The sequence below is a fragment of the Nocardia sp. CA-151230 genome, from assembly GCF_050942175.1.
GTDB lineage: Bacteria > Actinomycetota > Actinomycetes > Mycobacteriales > Mycobacteriaceae > Nocardia.
Window position 1 is genome coordinate 7,490,843 of sequence record NZ_CP192061.1, and the last position, 15,641, is coordinate 7,506,483.

At 70.7% G+C, this 15,641-nt stretch carries 11 protein-coding genes; 5 read left to right on the forward strand and 6 right to left on the reverse strand.

Annotated elements, in window-relative coordinates:
- Positions 1 to 5: 5 nt before the first annotated feature.
- Positions 6 to 3,782 carry an ATP-dependent helicase gene (locus ACQP1O_RS35240; RefSeq protein ID WP_433562673.1) on the reverse strand — a complete coding sequence of 1,259 codons (3,777 nt, stop codon included), beginning with the start codon at positions 3,780 to 3,782 and terminating at the stop codon, positions 6 to 8.
- Between the two features lie 23 nt (positions 3,783 to 3,805).
- A complete protein-coding gene (locus ACQP1O_RS35245) occupies positions 3,806 to 7,507 on the reverse strand; it encodes an ATP-dependent helicase (RefSeq protein WP_433567893.1) in 3,702 nt (1,233 codons plus the stop codon).
- 107 nt (positions 7,508 to 7,614) lie between these two features.
- Here ACQP1O_RS35245 and ACQP1O_RS35250 point away from each other — a divergent pair, with 107 nt between their 5' ends.
- From ACQP1O_RS35250 to ACQP1O_RS35260, 3 genes are read left to right on the forward strand one after another with little or no spacing between them, the layout of a single operon-like run.
- Complete coding sequence (locus ACQP1O_RS35250; RefSeq protein ID WP_433567894.1) at positions 7,615 to 8,400, forward strand: alpha/beta fold hydrolase; 786 nt, start codon at positions 7,615 to 7,617, stop codon at positions 8,398 to 8,400.
- 15 nt (positions 8,401 to 8,415) lie between these two features.
- Positions 8,416 to 8,718 carry an MGMT family protein gene (locus tag ACQP1O_RS35255; protein ID WP_433562674.1) on the forward strand — a complete coding sequence of 101 codons (303 nt, stop codon included), beginning with the start codon at positions 8,416 to 8,418 and terminating at the stop codon, positions 8,716 to 8,718.
- A gap of 35 nt (positions 8,719 to 8,753) precedes the next feature.
- A complete protein-coding gene (locus tag ACQP1O_RS35260) occupies positions 8,754 to 9,512 on the forward strand; it encodes a VOC family protein (RefSeq protein WP_433562675.1) in 759 nt (252 codons plus the stop codon).
- Between the two features lie 90 nt (positions 9,513 to 9,602).
- Here the strand turns inward: ACQP1O_RS35260 and ACQP1O_RS35265 are convergent, their stop codons facing one another.
- Positions 9,603 to 9,887: a WhiB family transcriptional regulator gene (locus ACQP1O_RS35265; RefSeq protein ID WP_433562676.1), complete on the reverse strand. Its 285-nt coding sequence runs from the start codon at positions 9,885 to 9,887 to the stop codon at positions 9,603 to 9,605.
- A 49-nt stretch (positions 9,888 to 9,936) separates the two neighbouring features.
- A complete protein-coding gene (locus ACQP1O_RS35270; RefSeq protein ID WP_433562677.1) occupies positions 9,937 to 10,419 on the reverse strand; it encodes a hypothetical protein in 483 nt (160 codons plus the stop codon).
- A 179-nt stretch (positions 10,420 to 10,598) separates the two neighbouring features.
- Between ACQP1O_RS35270 and ACQP1O_RS35275 the strand changes: the two genes are divergently transcribed.
- Entirely contained in the window at positions 10,599 to 11,480 is an 882-nt protein-coding gene (locus tag ACQP1O_RS35275; RefSeq protein ID WP_433562678.1) for an alpha/beta fold hydrolase, read from the forward strand.
- Positions 11,481 to 11,548: 68 nt separating this feature from the next.
- Here ACQP1O_RS35275 and ACQP1O_RS35280 read toward each other — a convergent pair whose 3' ends face one another.
- On the reverse strand, positions 11,549 to 12,346 hold the full coding sequence (locus ACQP1O_RS35280; RefSeq protein ID WP_433562679.1) for a helix-turn-helix domain-containing protein: 798 nt from the start codon (positions 12,344 to 12,346) through the stop codon (positions 11,549 to 11,551).
- A gap of 343 nt (positions 12,347 to 12,689) precedes the next feature.
- Between ACQP1O_RS35280 and ACQP1O_RS35285 the strand changes: the two genes are divergently transcribed.
- Complete coding sequence (locus ACQP1O_RS35285) at positions 12,690 to 14,438, forward strand: NTP transferase domain-containing protein (protein WP_433562680.1); 1,749 nt, start codon at positions 12,690 to 12,692, stop codon at positions 14,436 to 14,438.
- A 9-nt stretch (positions 14,439 to 14,447) separates the two neighbouring features.
- Here ACQP1O_RS35285 and ACQP1O_RS35290 read toward each other — a convergent pair whose 3' ends face one another.
- Positions 14,448 to 15,623 (reverse strand): thiolase family protein, encoded by a 1,176-nt coding sequence (locus ACQP1O_RS35290; RefSeq protein ID WP_433562681.1) that lies wholly within the window; start codon positions 15,621 to 15,623, stop codon positions 14,448 to 14,450.
- Between the last annotated feature and the right edge of the window lie 18 nt (positions 15,624 to 15,641).

Here is a 15,641-nt window from a genome sequence, read left to right on the forward strand (position 1 = left end):
GGGGCTCAATGCAGCGGGTCCGGCGGCACCGACTCCGGATCGGGTGGCGGCTCGAAATCGGGTGGGAAATCGAAGCCCGGCACGGGATCCCGGTGTGAGACCGGGCGGGCATCGGCGCGCTCGGTGGGCATCGGCGCCGAGGGCGGTGGCGCGTCCGGGCCGGGTGGCGCTTCCGGGTCGGGCGGCGGTTCGAACCCGGGCGCGGGTTCATCGTCGAATCCGGCGGGTACGAGTCGTCCCGAAGCGGCCGGGAGACGCAGCATTTCGACATCGGTGGGCTCGGCGGGACCCGGGTCGTCGTCGTCCGGCTCGGGCGGGAGCGGGGGTTCGGGCGGGGTAGGCTGGGTCCGGCGCGGGGCCGCGTCGGTGATGATGGCGGCGAGTTCGGCTGGGCCGGGCAGGTGTTCGGGGGCGATGGTGCGGCCGGTGCGGACGTAGTGGAAGGCGGCGACCGTCTCGGCCAGCAGGTCGGATTCGGCGCGGCCACTGCGGGCGGCCTCCAGACGGGCCCACGCGAGCCGGTAGACGGCGAGCTGGACGGCGACCGAATCCTCGTCGGCGCGTTGCGGTTCCGCACCGGTCTTCCAGTCGACGATGACCCAGGTGCCGTCGGGGCGGCGGAAGACGGCATCCATGCGGCCGCGAATCACGGTGCCCGCGACGGTGGTTTCGAAGGAGATCTCCACCTCGACGGGATTGCGGTCGGCCCACGGGGAGGCGAGGAAGGCCTCCTGCAGACGCATCAGGTCGGCATCGGTGTCGGTGATGTCGGCCGCGCCGGGCAGTTCCTCGAAGCCGAGCAGGCGCGCGCCGCCGAACCAGCGCTGCAGCCAGGCGTGGAAGGCGGTGCCGCGGCGGGTGTAGGGGCTGGGCGGGTACGGGAGCGGACGGCGCAGGCGGGCGGCGAGTTTCGCGGGATCGGCGCTCAGGTCGACCAGGGCGGTGGCGGCGAGCTGGCCGGGCAGCTCGACCTCGCGCACGGCCTGTTCGGCGGCGCGGTGCTCGGCGATGAGGGCGCTGACATCCTCGGCCCAGCCTTCAGGATCCTCGTCCTCGGGCTCGGGTTCGGCTGGGGTGCCGCCGAATTCGGGTCCGAAGTCGAGTTCCGTCTGCTGCGGCCGGGATTCGGCGCGCAGGGTGTCGAGTGCGGCCTTGACCAGGGTCACCCCCTCCTCCACGAATTCGCGGCGGGAGCCGAGCGGGTCGCGCGGCCAGGTGGCGGTCTGCGGGTTGTCGGTGAAGGGATTGGGGGTGTCGGGCAGGGGCGGATCATCCCAGCGGTCGATGTGCACACCGCGCGCCAGTTCCGAGCCCGGGGCCTCGGTCTCGTGTTTGAGTTCGAGCAGAAAAGCGGAGGGGCCCTTGGGTTTCGAGCCGGTCTCCGACCAGTGGTGGGCGGAGACGAACAGGGCGCGCTCGGTGCGGGTGAGGGCCACGTAGAACAAGCGGCGTTCCTCGTCGAGGCGGCGGGCCGCGAGTGCCTTCTTGTGTTGGTCGAGGGCGCGTTCCAGGTCGGCGCGGTCGTAGAGGTCGGCCAGGTCGAGGACGGGGACGCCGTCCGTGGCGTCCTCCTGCTCGCGGTCACCGCGCAGCACGGTCGGAAGTTCGGCGAGCGCGCCCATCCAGGTCGCGGTGCCGGTGCCGGATGGGAAGGTGCCGTCCACCACGTGCGGAACCGCGACCACCTCCCATTCGAGGCCCTTGGCCGCATGGACGGTGAGCACCTGGACGCGGTCGTGGGCGACCTCGACTTCGCCTGGCTCCAAACCGTTTTCGACCTCTTCTGCGGCGGTGAGGAAGTCGAGCAGGCCGGACAGGGAGGAGCGGTGGTCGGCGGAGTATCCGGCCACCACCTCGGCGAAGGCGTCGAGGTGCTCGCGCCCGGCGGCCGCGTGCGTGCGGCGGGCCTGGGTCTCCACACCGACGCCGATGGTGCGCTCCACATCGGCGACCAGTTCGGCCAGCGGCTGCCCGGCCCGTTCGCGCAGCGCGGAGAGCTCGCGGCCGAGGGCCGTGATGCGGGCGAAGCCCTGGGCCGAATACTGGTCCGGCTCACCGGGATCGGCGATGGCGTCGCCGAGTCCGGCCTTCTCGGCGGGTTCGGGCGCGACCTCGCGCAGCGCCTCGTCCAGGGTGGCGGTGTCGGTGATGGCGTCGGTCTGCCCGGCGGGTCGGCGGATGGACAGCTCCCGGGCACGGCGGGACAGGGCCGCGATGTCAGCGACACCGATCCGCCAGCGGGCACCGGTCAGGATGCGCACCGCCGCGCTACCCGCCGACGGGTCGGCGACCAGACGCAGGGTGGCGACGATATCGGCGACCTCCGGCGTGTGCAGCAGCCCGCCGAGGCCGACGATCTCCACGGGTAATCCGCGCTCCCGCAGGGCTTCCGCGAGCGGGGCGGCATCGGCATTGCGCCGCACCAGCACCGCGGAGGTGGGCGGCGGGTCGCCCGCGTCGCTCGCGGCCCCCCATTCTGCGGCGATCCGTTCGGCGACCCACTCTCGTTCCACCGCAACGGTTTCCGCGAGCGCAAAGGCGACCAGTCCGGCCGTGGCGTCTGGGCGGGGCCGCAGCGCGTCCACCGTCACTCCCCCGCCGCGCGCCGCCCGCTCGCGCAGGGGATCCGATACCAGATTGGCCAGATCCAGGGCCTCCGGCGGATTCCGCCAGCTGGTGAGCAGCGGCAGGATCGGCGCGGGAATCCCTGGGGCACTGGGGAAGTCGGTGGCGAAGCGCGGCAGATTGGCCGCCGACGCGCCACGCCAACCGTAGATCGACTGCATGGGGTCGCCGACCGCGGTCACGGCCAGCGGCTGCCGGGTCCGTGCTGCGGCCGGGTCGGGCGGATCCGTCGCACCGAAGAGGGAGGAGAGCAGGATACGCTGGGAGTGGCCGGTGTCCTGGTATTCGTCCAGGAGGACCAGGCGGAAGCGATCACGTTCGGCCGCACCGACTTCCGCGTGGGTGGCGGCCAGGCGGGCGGACAAGGACATTTGTGCGCCGAAGTCCAGGGCGCCGCGGCGGCGCAGTTCCTCGGCGAGGCGATCCACCAGGGGGAGCAGGGCGACACGCTCGTGCTGGGCTTCGAGAAGGTCGAGAAGGGCCCTCTTCGGGCCGCCCTTCTGCCGGGGTCCGGCGGGGAGAGTGTGGACCAGGCGCTCCAATTCCAGGTGGGCCGTGGCCAATTGGTGCGGTTCCACCAGGTGTTCGGCGAGCTGGCCGGAGAGGGCGAGCACGGCCTCGGTGACGCCGACGGGGCTGCGGTCGGTGTCGAGATCGCCGTCCCAGGTGGAGACGACCCGGTAGGCGAGCTGCCACAGCTGGGTCTGGGTGAGCAGGGTGGCGGTGGGTTCGACCGGCAGCAGCAGGCCGTATTCGGTGAGCAGCCTGCCCGCGTAGGAGTGGTAGGTGCTGATCTCCGGTTCGGACGAGGCGAGCTGGGCACGCAGCTGGCCGGTGGGGTCGATGTCGCGCACCACCGGCGCGCCGGCCAGCCGGGCCAGGCGGGTCCGGATGCGCTGGGTGAGCTGCTGGGCGGCCTTGCGGGTGAAGGTCAGTCCCAGCACCTGTTCGGGTTCGACCAGGCCGTTGGCCACCATCCAGACCACGCGGGCGGCCATGGTCTCGGTCTTGCCCGCGCCCGCGCCCGCCACCACCAGGGTGGGTCCCGGCGGGGCGGCGATGACGGCGGCTTGTTCGTCGGTGGGCGGCGGCAGGCCCAGCGCGTCGGCGAGTTGACGCGGGGTTGGCCCGCCCGTCGCCCGGCCATCACCCCCCACGGAATCGCTACGCGATGCCGCATTCACCGGTCCGTCACCTGCCGGCCGGTGTCCTGCACGGGGCAGCTGCCGGCGACCTTGCAGTGACGGCAGCCGTCATTGCGCATGGCGAGGTAGCTGGGGCCCTTGGAGGCATCGGCGGCGTCGTGGATGACGGTGCGCCAGGTCTCGATTCCGTCCGCGTCCAGTGGCGGCTGGGTGCGCTGGGTCGCACCCTCCTTGCTGCTGGGCTTGGCCACGTAGACCAGGCGCGCGCCGCCGGGCTCGCCCTCGCCGAGCGCGCCCTCGGCGGCGGCGACCTGATAGGTGGCCAGCTGTGCGTGCTCCTCGGCGGCCTGCTTGGAGATGGGGGTCTTGCCGGTCTTCACATCGACGATGACGAAGCGGCCCAGGGCATCTCGCTCCACCCGGTCCACCCGGCCGCTGATCCGCACCGGCTGTTCGCCGGGGCCGCGGGCGGGCAGCACGCAGTCCACCGGCACCTCGACGCCGATGGCGGTGAGCTCGTCGCGGGTATTGCGCAGCCAGGCCAGGAAGGTGTCGACCATGGTCTCGGTGCGGCGCAGTTCCGCCCGGGAGTGCCAGTTCTCGCCGTCGCGGGCGGTGGGGTCGACCTTCTTCCACGCCTTCGCCAGGGCCTGTTTGACCTGGTCCTCGCTGACCTGCCCGGCCAGCGCCTGCACCAGGGTGTGCACCAGATTGCCCTTGAGCGCGTGCGGGTTCTCGCCGTCCCCGCCGCCGTGCCGTTCCAGTGCCCAGCGCAGCGGGCAGGTCTTCAGCTGATCCACTGTGGACGGCGACAGCGAGATCGCGCCGTCTTCGCTGTCCCACAGCGGATTCGTGGAGGAGAGCTCCGCGGTGCCGTACCAGTCGTCCGGGTGTGCGCCGCGCACTCCGGCCTCCGCCAGCCGCGCCAGCTGCCGGGCCGCGCGCAGGCGACGCTCCGGCTCGGTCTCGGGATCGCAGGCGGCGGCACGCAATTCGGCGATGAGGGCGTGCATGGCCAGGGCGCGGCCCGGGTCCACCGGCGGCGGGATCCGGCCGGGCTGTCCGTCGGCGGCCTCGCCGTCCATGTCGGCCAGGAACCGCGACGGCACCAGATCCTGGTCCCCCGTGACGGATTCGACCGCGGTCACCAGCAGCGACCGGCGCGCCCGGCTGCACGCCACCAGCAGCAGTCGCCGCTCCTCGGCCAGCAGCGGCGCGGCCCGGCTCACCTTCTCCCCCGAACCGCCCACGCCCGCGAGCAGATCCACCAGATCCTCGACGCCGAGCAGAGTGCCGCGCGGCCGCAGATTGGGCCAGATGCCCTCCTGCACTGCCGCCACCGCCACGGTGTCCCACTCCCGCCCGGCGGCCGCGTGCGCGCTGCAGATGGTCACCGCCTCGCCCGGATCGGTGACCGGTGCGTTGTCCTGCGGAATCTCCTGCTGCTCCAGGTATTCCACGAATCCCTCGATGGTGGCGCGCGGCAGCCGGTCCACATACGCCGCGGCCGCCTCGAACAACCCGACCACCGCGTCGAGATCCCGATCGGCCTGCATCCCGACCGCTCCCCCGCGCTCGGACTGCCCCACCCACCGCCGCTCCAGCGTGGAGCTCGTCCACACCCCCCACATCACGTCTTCCAGCCCGCCCCCGTCCCGCCGCACCTTCCGCGCCCGCCCCAGCGCCTTCAGCACCCGGCGCAGCGGCGCGGCCTCCACCGGCGTGAGCTTCTCCAGCACCACCCGATTCCCGGCCCCCACCAGCAGATCCCGCAGAATCTCCGCCGACGACCGATCCAAGTCGGCGAATCGCTCCGCGTCCCGGTCGAATTCGGCGTCCGGTCGCGGCCGGGCCGGGCTGTCGCCACGCGGCTGTGCGACAGCGGACGAGCCCGCATCCGCACCCGGCGACTCGGAGGGCCGCCCGCTGCCTGTCGTATCCGATTCCGTCGCATCGGATTCGGCCGCGTCGATCGAATCGCGCTCGGCGTCGTCCTCCGCCGCGCGCTCCGGATATCCGAGCTCCATGACCGTGCGCCGGATACCGCGCCGCAGCCGCCGCAGGCTGATCTGGTCTGCCCCGCCCAGCGGTCCGGCCAGCAGGTCGAGCGCGTCGTCGGCGGTGAATGCAATCGGACGCGGATGCCGCACCGACGTCGGATCGCCCGCGGTTACGGCCCGCAGCGCCAGCAACATCCACACCGCACCCCGCCGCCGCGCGAGCGGAACATCCGCCGGCGGTTGCCGCACCGGCACACCGGCGGCCAGCAGCGCCCGCCGCAGCGGCGCCAGCGACAGCGGCACCGACCGCACGATCACCGCCATGTGCGACCAGGGCACCCCGTGGGTGAGGTGCGCGCGCCGCAGATGATCAGCGATCAGTGCCGCCTCCTTGGCCGGTGTGGTCAGCACCTGCACCCGCACCGAATCGCCGATCGTGCCCGGCGGGGCCGCGGCGGCGTGCCGGATGCCGTTCGAACGGCGGGTGCTGCCGTTGGCGGTCATGGGCGTCGCGTCGTCCGGTCCCGATGTACCGGCTGGGCCGTCGATGTGCGGCGGGGTTGTGGCACCACGAGATTCGCCGCCGGCCACGAGGCCGGCGGCGATCTCGTGGAGGAAATCGAAGGTGGCGGCGGTGGGGCGCGGATCGGCGGGTGGAGTGCGGTGGGGCGCGGCGCCGGGGAGGCGGGCGGCTATGCGGTCGGCTATTTCCTGGATAGCCGGGGTGGAGCGGTGGTTGTGACGCAGGATGATTCGGCGGTCGGCGGGGCCTTCGGGGTCGGCGGCGAAGCGGGGGTCGGCGCCGCGGAAGGTGTAGACGGCCTGGTCGGGGTCGGCGGCGATGACCGTGGTGGCGGCGCCGCCGCCCAGGGCGCGGATGAGCTGGGCGGCATGGGGATCGAGGTGCTGGGCGTCGTCGGCGAGAATGCAGTGCAGCCGATTACGTTCGGCGGCAAGCAGTTCGGGGTCGGTGTAGAAGGCGTCGAGGGCGGCCGTGACGAGTTCGGCGGCGTCGAGGGCGGGGGCGCTGGCCTCGGGCACGTCCATGCCGACCGACCAGCGCAGCATCATGATCTGCTCGTAGCGTTCGGCGAAGCGCCCGGCGGCGACCCATTCCGGGTGGCCGTGGGCGCGCCCGAGTTCGATGAGATCCTCGGGCCCCAGACCGCGTTCGGTGGCCCGCAACATGAGGTCCCGCAATTGTTCGGCGAATCCGGCGGCGGGCAGCGCGGGATGCAGCCTTTCGGGCCATGCCGCGGCGCCGTCGGCGAGGTCGCCGCGCAGCAGTTCGCGCACCACGATGTCCTGCTCGGATCCGGTGAGCAGGCGCGGCGGCGGATTGCCGTGCGCCGCCGCGAAGGAACGCAGCAGTCCGAAGGCGTAGGAGTGGATGGTCCGCACCAGCGGCCCGCGGGTGGCGCCGGGCACCCCGCCCAGTTCCGGATCGGCCGCGGCGACGCGGGCGGTGATGGCGGCGCGCACGGCGGTGGCGGCGCGCTTGGTGTAGGTGAGCACCAGCACCGATTCGGGTGCGGCCCCGGCCAGGATGCGCCCCGCGGCCAGATCGACCAGCAGCGCGGTCTTGCCGGTCCCGGGCCCGCCGAGCACCTGCCAGGGCTGCCAGCCGGGGTCGGCGCCGAGGTCGTCGAACAGCGGCCGGAGGGCGGCGTCCCACTCCCGTGAGGGGGTTTCCGCCTCGGCCCGGCGCACCAATTGCACCGAGCTATCCGATCGCATCACGTCGGCTATTTCAACAGACCGCCCCGACAGGTTTCGTTTGCCATGAGTTGGCCGTGCCGCCGATCACAGTCCGGAAGCTGTTCATATCGGGCGCAGGCAGCAGAATGGGCGGCGTGGTGGAGCTTCATAGTCATCGTTTCGGTCCCCCGACCGGTCCGGTCGTGCTGGCATTGCACGGGTTGACGGGCCACGGCCGGCGCTGGCAGGCGCTGGCCGACGAGCATCTCCCCGATGTCCGGATCATTGCACCGGATCTGCGGGGGCACGGGAGGTCGCCCGGCGTGCCGCCGTGGGATTTCGAAACTCTCGTCGATGATCTCGCGGCGCTGCTGGAGCACGAGACGAGCGAACCCGTGGTGGTGCTCGGGCATTCGTTCGGCGCGGCCACCGCGGTGCATCTGGCGCATCGCCGCCCGGAGCTGGTGCGCGGGCTGGTACTGCTGGATCCGGCCATCGGCCTGGAACCCGAGCGCATGCTGACCATCGCGAATTCCATGCTGGCGGCGCCGGATTACGAGAGCCTCGAACAGGCTCGCTTCGACAAGCTGGAGACCTCGTGGGCCGAGGTGGACCCGGCGGTCCTGGATGCCGAGCTGGCGGAGCACCTGGTGCCCACCGCGAACGGCCGCGTGGGCTGGCGCATGACCATGCCCGCGATCATCGCCTTCTGGGGTGAGATCGCCCGGGACTTCGTGCTGCCGCCCCGCGAGCTGCCGACGGTCATGGTGCAGGCGATGAAGGTGAACCCGCCGCTGGTGTCTCCGGACTTCCGCGCGGCGCTCACCGCTCATCTGGGTGACCGGCTCACCGTCCACGAATTCGATTGCGACCACATGGTCGCGCAGGCGCGGCCGGTGCAGACCGCCGCGCTGGTCCGTGCCCTGCTCTGACCCAGGAGGCGCGAAATGCCAACCACCGAAGCCGAAGTCGAGCGGGTGCGCGAACTGGTCGCGGCCATTCCGCCCGGCCGGGTCGCCACCTACGGGGATATCGCGGCCGCCGCGGGTCTGTCCACGCCCCGCACGGTCGGCTGGATCATGCGTACCGATTCCGCGGATCTGCCGTGGCACCGGGTGCTGCGCGCAACCGGTACGCCCGCACCACATTTGGCGCATCGGCAACTGGCCGAGCTGGCCGCCGAGGGTTGTCCGATCGCGGATGGCCGCGTGGACCTGCGGCGCGCCCGCTTCCGGTTCGCCGAAACCTGATACGCGCCACCCCGCCCGCCGGTTACCGTGGAAGGATGTCCACCCGTCTGGCCTGCGTGGTGTTCGATGCGGTCGAGCCCAGTGCGGCGGCCCGGTTCTGGGCCGAGCTGCTGGGCTGGGAGGTGACGGTGGACCGGCCCGGCGAAGTCGATGTCGCCGCACCGGACCCGGATGCCGCGGACGTGGCGCTCACCTTCCTCCCGTCGCGGCGGCGCAAGACCGCCAAGAACCGCATCCACCTGGATCTGTGCAGCCGGTCGCTGGATCATCAGCGGCTGCAGGTGGACCGGGCGCTGGCCCTGGGCGCCCGCCGGCTGGACATCGGCCAGGGTGCGGTGCCGTGGACGGTGCTGGCCGATCCCGAGGGCAATGAGTTCTGTGTGCTGGAGCCGCGTGAGCACTACGTGGACACCGGTCCGATCGCGGCCATCGTGATGGATACCCGGGACCCGTCGCGGCTGGCCGAGTTCTGGTCCGCCGCCTGCGGCTGGCCGCTCACCCACCGGACCGCCCGCTACGCGGGTATCCGGGCCGCTACCGGGCAGGGCCCGTGGCTGGAATTCCTGCTCGATCCGGCGGCGCCGGGTGAGCGCAGCCGTCTCCATCTGGATCTCGTCACCTTCCCCAGCGACGATCCCGTCGTGGAGGCGGCCCGGTTGCTGGCCGCGGGCGCGGTTCCGGTCGGCCCCGACGCACCGCCGTTCGGCGGTGAATCACCGGCTGTCGAGCCGGTCGTGGTCCTGGCCGATCCGGAGACCAATGAATTCTGTCTCTTACGAGCGACTATCGATTGACGCTGCTGATCCCGACCGCTTCCCCGCGCGAGGATCAGGCAATTCCGTGCTCAGCGCTGAGCCGCATCACCCAGAAGGGTCCGATTTCCGTCAGGCCGCGCCGCGCTCGTAACGACGGCGCTCGCGCGGTGAAAGGCCGCCCCAGATGCCGAAGCGCTGATCGTGGGTGACTGCGTAGTCGAGGCATTCCTTGCGCACAGCGCAGGAGGAGCAAATGCGCTTGGCCTCCCGGGTGGAGCCGCCCTTGTCGGGAAAGAATGCCTCGGGATCGGTTTGGGTGCACAGCGCCTGCTGATGCCAGGATTCGCTCTCGAATCCGTCACGGCGGGCGAGGGATTCGAACATTGCGTCGAAATTGGTGAAAAGCAGCTTCACTTCCTCTATCCCTTCAATACGTATCAGAAAGAAAAACGCATGGTATGTTTTACGCGCGGCTCATACCGCAGTCACCACTGACCGCGGCGAGGCGGGCCTGTTCACCATTGACGAAGATACGACGGGCATGCACGGCCGCCGGCGCACTCGACCACGGCGCGAGCGCAGTGGTGAACATGAGTTCGCACCAACTCAATGCCGGAACCTCACCGCATGCGAGGGTATTCAGCAGAGACAGTTCCTGATCACTGTCGTTCCAGGCGGCGAACAGCCAGGCGGCGTCCAGCCGGCCCAGGAATTCTTCGGCGTCTTCCGGAATGCCGAGCGGGGCATCGACCGCGAGGTGAACCACGGCGGAAATCGCGTGGCGCATCCGCGCATCCAGGCCGACCCCGTTGTGCAGCAGCAGACCTTCGAGCGACTCCCGCAATCCCGCGCCACGATCGATCCGGAAGTCGTTGCGTCGAGCTGCGGTGGTAACGTCGAACATTTGTTTCCTCCCTTGAAATTGCGCTTGTCCCAAAAGCGCCACGGCCTGATTAAAAGTGCCTCGTGATCTTGTTGTCCAGTTTTGGGGCACTCTGGGGCAAACCCCTAGCAGTACTGACACTGGCCAGTGTGGGTACCCGTCCGGAACCTCACCGAAGGGTGCCTGGCACCACGCGGGCAAACGTATGGGGAGCGGCCACTTCCGCCGTTTAGGGTCTGGCCATGCCTTATGTGCGATCAGGTTCTGCAACAGTTCATTACGTCACCAGCGAGATCAACGGCCCGACCCTGCTGCTCGCCCACGGGTTCTTCATGGACGAGTCGATGTTCGAGCCGATGCGCGAACCTCTGGCAGACGCCGGCGTCAATCTCGTAACGGTCGATGCGCGGTGCCATGGCCGCACCCAGTCACCCGATGGCGAACCGTTCAGCTATTGGGATCTGGCGGCGGACGGGCTGGCGGTCCTCGATGATCTCGGAATCGAGAGGGCGGTCGTCGGCGGAATGAGCCAGGGTGGCTACGCCGCATTGCGTATGGCACTGCTGGCGCCGGAGCGGGTGCAGGGCCTGGCCCTGATCGATACCGAGGCAACCGCGTGCAATCCGGCCGAATTGGCCTACTACCGCGAATTCTTCGAATGCTGGACCGGTCCGGAGCCGCTGGCCCCGCTGGTCGCCGAATTGGCCCCGCAACTCATCGGCGGCACCGATCCGCGGCTGTGGCGCGTCTGGACCAGCCGCTGGTACAACTCCGACCGCCAGAGCATCATGCCCGCCGCCCGGTGCCTGATGAACCGGCGCTCGGTACTGCATCGACTCCCGGAGATCTCCGTACCGGCCCTGGTGGTGCGCGGTAGCCACGACACCAACAGCACCGCCCAGAAGTCCGAGGCGTTGGCCACCGGGCTGGCCGGGGCCGGCGGTGTGGTCACCATTCCTGGCGCAGGGCACGGCGCGGCCTGGACTCATCCGGAAGTGGTTGTGCCGCTGCTGACCCGGCTGGTCGAGCTGTCCAACGCCCGTCGGGAGAACCGGCTGACGCGAGCGCTGTCGACACCGTGGCCGCGGATGCGCGGGGGACGCGAGGTCCAAGCCGTGCGGTGACGGGGAGCCTGCTGCCCCGAATGTTCGAGGGAGGGGCCGTGCCCCTGGCGGTCACGGCCGGCGGATTCTCACCCCGCCTCGTGCCAGCTCGGAATGCCGAGGAAGATCTGAATCTGGCTGGGGTAGGCCGCATTGAAAACACTGAACAGTTGCACCGCGATATCGAAGCGCCGGCTGCTCTCGCGATCGCGCAGGCGCATGGTGGCGCGGGGCCGGCCGTAGGCCGCGATACCCTCATCCCACATTTCCCGGAAAAGTCCGAAACGTCCGAGTTCTGAGAGAAATTCAACCGACCAGTCGGTATCTCCGGAGCTTGCGATCAGACCGCGCAGCCAGTGCACGGTCAGCCGGACCTCCTCCTCCCACTCGACCATGACCTCGCGGGCGGCCTCATTGCCCAGAAACCAGCGCAGGATATTGATGTCCCGCTCCAGCCCAGGGAAAGCCCGGGAGTAGCTTTCGTTGCAGGCGAGCACATTCCAGCGGGTGTCGACGTAGGCGGCGAGATTTGGTTCGTGCAGGTCCAGGGCGCGGCGCATGTCGTCGGTGATTTCACCGCGCAGTTGTTCCACGGTGGGGAATTCGCTCACGCCGAGTCCGGCCAGGTCGAGCAGATGCCGGCGCTCGACGGCCGACAGCGGGGTTATTCGGTCCAGATATCGCAGCAGCGCATCCACCACTTCGCGGGTGGGGTGCCCGCGATCGCCCTTCTCCAAATGGCTGATGTAGCTGGCGCTCACGCCGGCATTGAACGCCAGCCTTTCTCGTGATACGCCTCGCGCATCACGCAGGCGGCGCAGCAGCAGTCCGAATGTCGGCGGCTTCAGATCGTCGGAGTCCCTATCCGGTTTCACGCCCAGCACCACGCCGTTCCCTCTCCACAAACATTCAGCAAATCAACCTTCATCGCTCTGAGTCCTCCCGGTACCGGACAGTGGGACCCGGTGTGACGCCTGGTGTGAACTGTGACGAACGCCGCGTACTACGCCAGTTCTCAGGTCGGATACTGCCATATGAGATTGTTCCCAACGTTAAAACGAGACCATTTCTACTATGTGTCGTGCCACATCTCATAACGTAACGACTATCGGCAATTGCTTAGCAAGCACAGGTTTCCGGGCGCGCCCAACAAGCTCTGAACAGCCTGCCACTACGATCTTCAACCATGCGCTGTGAACGAAGGACACGCCCCCGCCCCGGAACGGGCTCGTGACACCCGTGGACGCCATCGTGCTGGCCGGTGGAAAGGCCAGCCGGATGGGCGGGGTGGACAAGCCGGCCATCGTGGTCGGCGGGCAGTCCATGCTGGACGCGGCGCTGGCGGCGGTCGCGGGCTGCGCACGCACCGTGGTGGTCGGCCCGCATCGGCCCGAATTGCCGCCGGAAATCCTTCAGGCACAGGAGATACCGGCCGGAGCGGGCCCGGTGGCGGCCATTGCCGCGGGGCTGGGCGCCCTCGCCGGCTGTGAGTTCCCGGCCGCGCTGATCGTGGTGCTGGCGGCCGACATGCCCTTCCTCACCGCGTCGGCGGTGAACGAACTGCTTTCCCACGCACGGGAATCCGGCAGCGACGCGGTCTTCGCCGCGGATGCCTCGGGTCGCCCGCAGTATCTGGTCGGGGTGTGGCGGCGAGCTGCCCTGGTCGCTGCTTTGAAAGACCTGGATTCCCTGGTCAATCAGCCGATGAAGGCGCTGGTGCCGGTGGAGACCGCCATGGTTACGCTGCCCGGCGTGGACGACTGCGACACCCCCGAGGACGTGCGGCGGGCCCGGACCGGAGCGGCACGCACGGCCGCGCCGCTGTGGCTCGACGAGGCCCGGGATGTGCTGCGCGGGAGGATCTCCCCGCTACCGGTGCGCAGTGCGGTGCTGCGGGCCGCGCGCGGCGCGACGCTGGCCGCGCCCCTGCTCGCGGCGGACGCCCTGCCGCGCTTCGATGTCTCGGCCATGGACGGTTACGCGGTGAGCGGCGACGGGCCCTGGCAGCTGCGCCGCGATATCGGTTTCGCGGGCGGGCAGCGGCCGGTGGGCCTGCTGGACGGCGAGGCGGTGCGGATCGCCACCGGCGCGCACGTGCCCGACGGGACCGGTTCGGTGGTGCGCGACGAGTTCGTCCGCCTCGAGTCCGACGGCACGCTGTACCGGCTGCCGGACACCCCGATTCGCGAGGATGTGCGCCGGCGCGGCGAATACTGGCTCCCCGGTGCGGAAGTCGCGGCCGCGGGCACCCCGGTGACGGCCGCGCTGATCTCGGTGGCGGCCAGCGCGGAGGTCACGGCGGCGGACGTGCGCGGCCCGGTCCGGGCGCGAATCGTCATGACCGGCGACGAGATTCGCGGCGAGGGGCCACTGCACACCGGTCAGACCCGGGACTCGATCGGGCCGATCCTGCCCGACGTGCTGGGCTGGTACGGCGTGGCCACCGTCGATCGGGTTCACCTGCGCGACACCGCGAATGCCTTCGACGAGGTGCTGGCCGCGGCCGCGGACTGCGATCTGCTCGTCATCGTCGGCGCGACCGGCGGCGGCGCGGCCGATCAGCTGCGCTCGGCGCTGGACCGCTCCGAGGCCACCATGCTGCTGCGCCGCCTGCGCCTGCGGCCCGGCGGCTCCACGGTGGCCGCGCAATTGGCTTCCGGCACAGTCGTTCTGGGGCTGCCCGGCAATCCGTTCGCGGCGATCGCGACCCTGCTCACGCTGATCGGCGCCACGGTCGAGGGCCTGACGGGTGCGACCCCGGCCCGCCCGATCGTGGGCCCGCTGGTGAACGCCGCCGAGCTGACCGCGCCGGTGGCGCGCATCGTCCCGGCCCTGGCGCTGCCCGGCGGCGGCTTCCGGGGCGATCTCCGGCTGCGCACCGCGCATCTGGCCGATCTGCTGCACCGCGACGGCGTGGTGGTCGTCCCGGCCGACGCCGTGGACGGCGCGCCGGCCGAATTCATCCCGCTGCGTGGGTGATCCGGACCGCTAGTACAGCGCCTCGATCACCATGGCGTTGGCCTGGCCGCCGGATTCGCACATGGTCTGTAGTCCGTAGCGGCCGCCGCGCTCGCGCAGGGCATGGACCAGGGTGGCGGTGATGCGGACTCCGCTGGCGCCGAGCGGGTGGCCCAGGGCGATGGCGCCGCCGTTCACATTGACCCGGGACAGGTCCGCGCCGGTCTCGCGGGCCCAGGCCAGCACCACGCTGGAGTACGCCTCGTTGACCTCGATCAGATCGATGTCGGCCAGCCGCAACCCGGTCTGCTTCAGCACCTTCGCGGTGGCGGGCACGACCGCGGTCAGCATGAGGAACGGGTCGTCGCCGACGGCGATGTGGCTGTGGATGCGGGCCAGTGGAGTCAGGCCCAGGCGGCGGGCAGTGGCGCTGGTGGTGACCATGACCGCGGCGCTGCCGTCGCCGAGCTGGGAGGCATTGGCGGCGGTGATGTGCCAGCGGATCTCGGGGAAGCGCCGGTGAATAGCCTCGTTGTAGAAGGAGGGCCCGAGCGCGCGGACGGCGTCGGCGGTGGCGTCGAAACGGATGCCCTCGTCGTAGGACAGGTCCTCGATGGACGGGGTGAGTTCGGCCTCGAACTGCCCGTTCTTGGTGGCGTGTGCGGCGCGCGAGTGGCTTTCGAGGGCGTAGTCGTCGAGCTCGGCGCGGCCGAGATCCCATCGGGCGGTGATGAGTTCGGCGCTGATGCCCTGCCACGGCACGCCCTGCGGGTAGCGCTCGAGAAAGGCCGCCCCAGTGAGGTTGTCGGTGTCGAGCAGGCTGGTGCCCATAGGGATGCGGCTGACCGATTCCACGCCGGTGGCCACCGCGATCTCGCAGTCCCCGGCGATGACGGCGTGGGCGGCGAAGCGCAGGGCCTGCTGGCTGGCGCTGCACTGCCGGTCGACGGTGGTGGCGGGCACCGATTCCGGATAGCCGGCGGCCAGTGCGGCGCGGCGGCTGATATTGGTGGCCTGTTCGCCGACCTGGCTCACCACGCCGCCGATGACCTCGTCGATGGCGGCCGGGTCGACGCCGGTGCGGTCGACCACCGTGCGCAGGCTGTGGGCCATGAGGTCGACAGGGTGCACGAATTCCAGTGCGCCGCCGGGCCTGCCCCGGCCGATGGGCGTGCGCACCGCCGCGACGATTACCGCATCCCGCATGACCGCAACATCTTTCGC

Excerpts from the sequence above, each read along its gene's own strand:
- ACQP1O_RS35245 (WP_433567893.1), bottom strand. The coding sequence starts at position 7,507 with ATGCGATCGGATAGCTCGGTGCAATTGGTGCGCCGGGCCGAGGCGGAA.
- ACQP1O_RS35250 (WP_433567894.1), top strand. The coding sequence starts at position 7,615 with ATGGGCGGCGTGGTGGAGCTTCATAGTCATCGTTTCGGTCCCCCGACC.
- ACQP1O_RS35255 (WP_433562674.1), top strand. The coding sequence starts at position 8,416 with ATGCCAACCACCGAAGCCGAAGTCGAGCGGGTGCGCGAACTGGTCGCG.
- ACQP1O_RS35260 (WP_433562675.1), top strand. The coding sequence starts at position 8,754 with ATGTCCACCCGTCTGGCCTGCGTGGTGTTCGATGCGGTCGAGCCCAGT.
- ACQP1O_RS35275 (WP_433562678.1), top strand. The coding sequence starts at position 10,599 with ATGCCTTATGTGCGATCAGGTTCTGCAACAGTTCATTACGTCACCAGC.
- ACQP1O_RS35290 (WP_433562681.1), bottom strand. The coding sequence starts at position 15,623 with ATGCGGGATGCGGTAATCGTCGCGGCGGTGCGCACGCCCATCGGCCGG.